General features: G+C 44.6%; 4 protein-coding genes. All 4 read right to left on the bottom strand.

Annotation, left to right across the window (positions count from 1 at the left end):
• Positions 1-411 (bottom strand): CHC2 zinc finger domain-containing protein (locus PX484_RS12460; protein ID WP_288104079.1); only part of this gene is annotated, 411 nt, incomplete at its 3' end.
• 412 nt (positions 412-823) lie between these two features.
• Positions 824-1,963, bottom strand: a complete 1,140-nt coding sequence (locus tag PX484_RS12465) for a beta-ketoacyl-ACP synthase (protein ID WP_287765675.1) — start codon at positions 1,961-1,963, stop codon at positions 824-826.
• A 112-nt stretch (positions 1,964-2,075) separates the two neighbouring features.
• Positions 2,076-2,813, bottom strand: coding sequence for a peptidylprolyl isomerase (locus tag PX484_RS12470; RefSeq protein ID WP_287765678.1), 738 nt, complete (start codon positions 2,811-2,813; stop codon positions 2,076-2,078).
• A 28-nt stretch (positions 2,814-2,841) separates the two neighbouring features.
• Positions 2,842-3,408 carry a photosystem I assembly protein Ycf4 gene (locus tag PX484_RS12475; protein ID WP_287765680.1) on the bottom strand — a complete coding sequence of 189 codons (567 nt, stop codon included), beginning with the start codon at positions 3,406-3,408 and terminating at the stop codon, positions 2,842-2,844.
• Between the last annotated feature and the right edge of the window lie 473 nt (positions 3,409-3,881).

Below are 3,881 nucleotides of genomic sequence, written 5' to 3' on the forward strand. Positions count from 1 at the left end.
AGGTTGACTAAGGGCGTGTTGATAAAAACTCACCGCCACGGCCATTATTTCGTATAATTGTTCCTTGAGGGATAATTTCTGTTCTAATTCCTGACGCTGTTCTACTGCCAGAGTTTTAATCGGGATTTGATACCTTCTAGCAAGATCGAAAACCACCTCACTAAAAGATTGTTTTCCCACTTCCATGAAAAATTTAATCCCGTTTCCCCCCGCACCACAGCCAAAACAGTAATACATTTGTTTGGCAGGACTAACCGTAAAACTAGGGGATTTTTCCTCGTGAAAAGGACATAAACCGACGTATTCCCTTCCCCTTTTTTTGAGAACGACTCTCTCGGAAATTAAATCCACAATATCAATTCTTTGTTTAACTTCTTCGATCGTATCCGGATGTAGTCTCGGTGTATCCATAATCAGTTATCAGTTATCAGTTATCAGTTATCAGTTATCAGTTATCAGTTATCAGGAGATTTGCTTTTATAGTCATTTCAATTAAGATTGAGAATATCAATCCCAGAGTTCATAAGAATTTTGTCGGTCTAGACTAGACCTCGACCTAATATTATCTCAAGACCAAAAGTCTTTCTAGTTAAGGAATCTACCCGAATAAAAATTATTTTAATTGCCTCATATTTTTTCAGTGAAATTGAATTAACAACGATAGATATACATTTCAGCCATCGAACTACTTAATTAGTATATAGGCTAAAAGCAAGCTGTGACTGGGTTATAATTTTTGAAGATGTCTACTGTATCAGACTTATCTGAAATGACTATATTTATTCTCCCCGTCTCCCCGTCTCCCCAATTCATAATTCATAATTCATAATTCATAATTCCCACTCCTTCTCCCCCATCTCCGCACTGCGATGGCGGCATTTTGTCCTCCGAAACCGAAACTAAGACAGAGACAATTGTGCAGGGAAAAATTAACAGCCGATCTAATTAAATTTAATTGAAAAGGCGACTCGCGCACACCGACACAGGGGGGAATTAGCTGATTTTTCAGGGCCATTAAACAAAAAGCCACGCCTAATGCCCCCGAAGCCCCTAAAGTGTGTCCTGTTGCGCCTTTTGTCGAGCTTACAGCCACTTGCGAGCCAAAAATGCTGGCGATCAGGTTTGCCTCCCGTTCATCGTTTAAACGCGTGCTAGTGCCGTGGGCGTGAATGTAATTAATTTCATTTTTTCTTAATTGACTTCTGTGCAAACATAGTTCTATGGCTTTGGTAGCACTACGATTATCCACCGCCGGGGCGCTAACATGATCGGCATCGCAGGTAAAACCATAGCCCAAAATTTGCCCGTAGATGGGGGCATTTCTGCTTAAAGCCAGTTCTTCCGATTCAAGGACTAAAATCGCCCCACCTTCCCCCAAAACCAAGCCCTCCCTAGCTCTATCAAAAGGATAACAGCCCGTTTTCGCCAAAGCTCCCATCTGTTCAAATCCCACTAGAGTTAAGGGAGTGATCGGGGTTTCGATCGCCCCGGCTAAAACTCGATCGCATTCTCCCATAGTAATTAATTCTACACCCTGGGCGAGCGACCAGATGCCCGTGGCACAGGCCGCCATCGGTGCTAACACTGGGGCGCCGGTTTCTATCAATCTAGCGGTCAATACCGAGGCGCGATCGGGTAAACTGTCTAACCAGTTTTCTACTATTCCCGTCGCTGCCATCCGTTCCCATAAACCCTGACAACCGCGACTAGAACCGATAGTGACACCACAATCCTTTAAGGGAGGGGTTAACTTCGCGTCTTCGAGGGCAGCAATCAGGGCAATTTTGGTTAAATCCTCTAAAAATGCCGGTTTGTGACCGATTAAACCCAAGGGTAAAGCGGGTAAATCAGAAAAGGGTTGTTGTCTAGTTATACCAGTTTTGCCCTCTAGTAATCTTTGCCAACTCTGACTTAAATTTCCCAGAGAACTGATCAACCCAATTCCCGTCACCACAACATTCATTTATCAGTTATCAGTTATCAGGTATCAGTTATCAGTTATCGGAATATTAAATGATTGGGGGGGGGACGGCGAATATTAAATTATTGTCGCCTGGTCCCACCCTAACCGATCGCTATTTTTTCAGATTTTCTGCACCAGAAATAACTTTGGCCGAGTCAATTTTATCCCCTTGTTTGATCGTATCGATCACTTCCATTCCCTCAGTTACATAACCAAAAACGGCATAATCACCATCAAGGAAATTGATATCCGACAGAGCAAAATAAAACTGAGAAGAAGCGGAATTAGGCTGTTGAGAACGGGCCATTGCGATCGCACCGCGTTTATGGGGTAAAGCGACGATAGGAGTGCGGGCCGTGGCCTGTTGACCGATTGCTTGCCCATAAATCGGCTCTTTTTCGTCTTTGAGGAGAATTTCCAGGGGAACATAACGGGATTGCTTGGTTTCTGGATCAACAAAACCACCGGTTCCGCGACCTTGGGGATCACCACCTTGGGCGACAAAAGGCTGCGGTTCTGTAACCACGCGATGGAAAGTTAAACCATTATAAAAACCTCTCCCCACCAGATCCACAAAATTACCGGCAGTAATTGGGGCCGCCTTGCCATCAATTTCGATCGTTACCGGTTTACCTTTGATTATCATCTCGACGACGGCAGTTCCATCTAAGCGGGGTTTGTAATTATCCATGTTGACACTGCCCGAACTGGCAGGTTGAGAGGTTTGGGTGATACTAGAATTATCGGGGGTGGAGTTAGCTTCTGGGGAAGAACAGCCGAAAAGTGTCGTCGTTGTGATTAAAAAAACACAAACCACAGACAGCCAGCCAGATTTTCTTATCTTCATCATTTTATAGCCAAAAAGAGCGAAAAAAGGCCTACAATCCCTCTAGAGGAATTTCCAGAAAACGAGCGAGTTCCGCTCCTTGATTTTCCAATTCCGAGAGGGACAGAGGATCACCGACGCGAGTTAAAGGGATATCGCGACGCTGTTTAATCCGCAGGAATAGTTCCCGTTTCGGGTTGAGTCCTTCTCGCACTTCGGCCCGCACAGCTTGCACATCTTCCATGGGCCAATCGAGATCAATGCGACGATTTTTGCCGGGGTAGCCCCAACGAAAGATTTTAACTTTGCCGGTTTCCTTGTTAAACTCGTTGTAACCACCTCCGACATTCCAGAGGAGAGATAACCAGAGATAGATGGCTAAAAGGGTCCCCGCAGTGCCATAAAAGAGGAGGGCGACTCCTTGGGGAATAAATTGTAAGGAACTGGTATCGCTAACGAGAAGTAGATTGACCTTCAAATAACTGGAAAGACCGGCTAGGAGAAACCCTAGACCGCCAATAGAGACGATTACAGCCCAAAAATAGTTACTAGGGCGACGCGCTCCCACTACTTCCTGCCGTAGGATCAGGCTATCTTTACTTGTTGTTTGCGCTTTCATGAATTCTTTTTAAGGTTGCCTAGAGTTATTTTACCAGCTTTTTTCTCGCCACTTCCCCAACCCCGCCCCAGGGATACAGCCGTTGATTTTTCTGGATGTACCCATGTTTATCATAATACTTACTTATAGGTGAGTGGGGGAAGTTTAGGGGAAAATTCCCTAATCGTAATTCTCCTCGGCAACAATCATGCGTTAGATTTATTCGTGGTTTCCTTAATTTGTACCCAGTAACGGCACACCAGATACCGCAGAAGACGGTCTAGCGCCCCCCCAAGTGGGTTCTAGCACATTTAAGGTAAAGGGGAAATTAAGAATTGTTGCTATTCTACAGCCAAACGTCTAGAATGGTCATTAATTTTTGTGCATGGTCGGGTCTTCTAACCGAAGGCATTGACGAAAAACACATTGTATCTGTCCTAGAGGCACTATGAAAAAGCTTAAGCAATACTGGACTGCTGAAGCACTGGAAAAAG

It is taken from the genome of Microcystis sp. M49636_WE2, assembly GCF_030065375.1.
Classification (GTDB): domain Bacteria; phylum Cyanobacteriota; class Cyanobacteriia; order Cyanobacteriales; family Microcystaceae; genus Microcystis; species Microcystis aeruginosa_C.

Bases quoted from the DNA above. Each gene is read 5' to 3' on its own strand.
- PX484_RS12475 (WP_287765680.1), bottom strand. From the start codon at position 3,408: ATGAAAGCGCAAACAACAAGTAAAGATAGCCTGATCCTACGGCAGGAA.
- PX484_RS12470 (WP_287765678.1), bottom strand. From the start codon at position 2,813: ATGATGAAGATAAGAAAATCTGGCTGGCTGTCTGTGGTTTGTGTTTTT.
- PX484_RS12465 (WP_287765675.1), bottom strand. From the start codon at position 1,963: ATGAATGTTGTGGTGACGGGAATTGGGTTGATCAGTTCTCTGGGAAAT.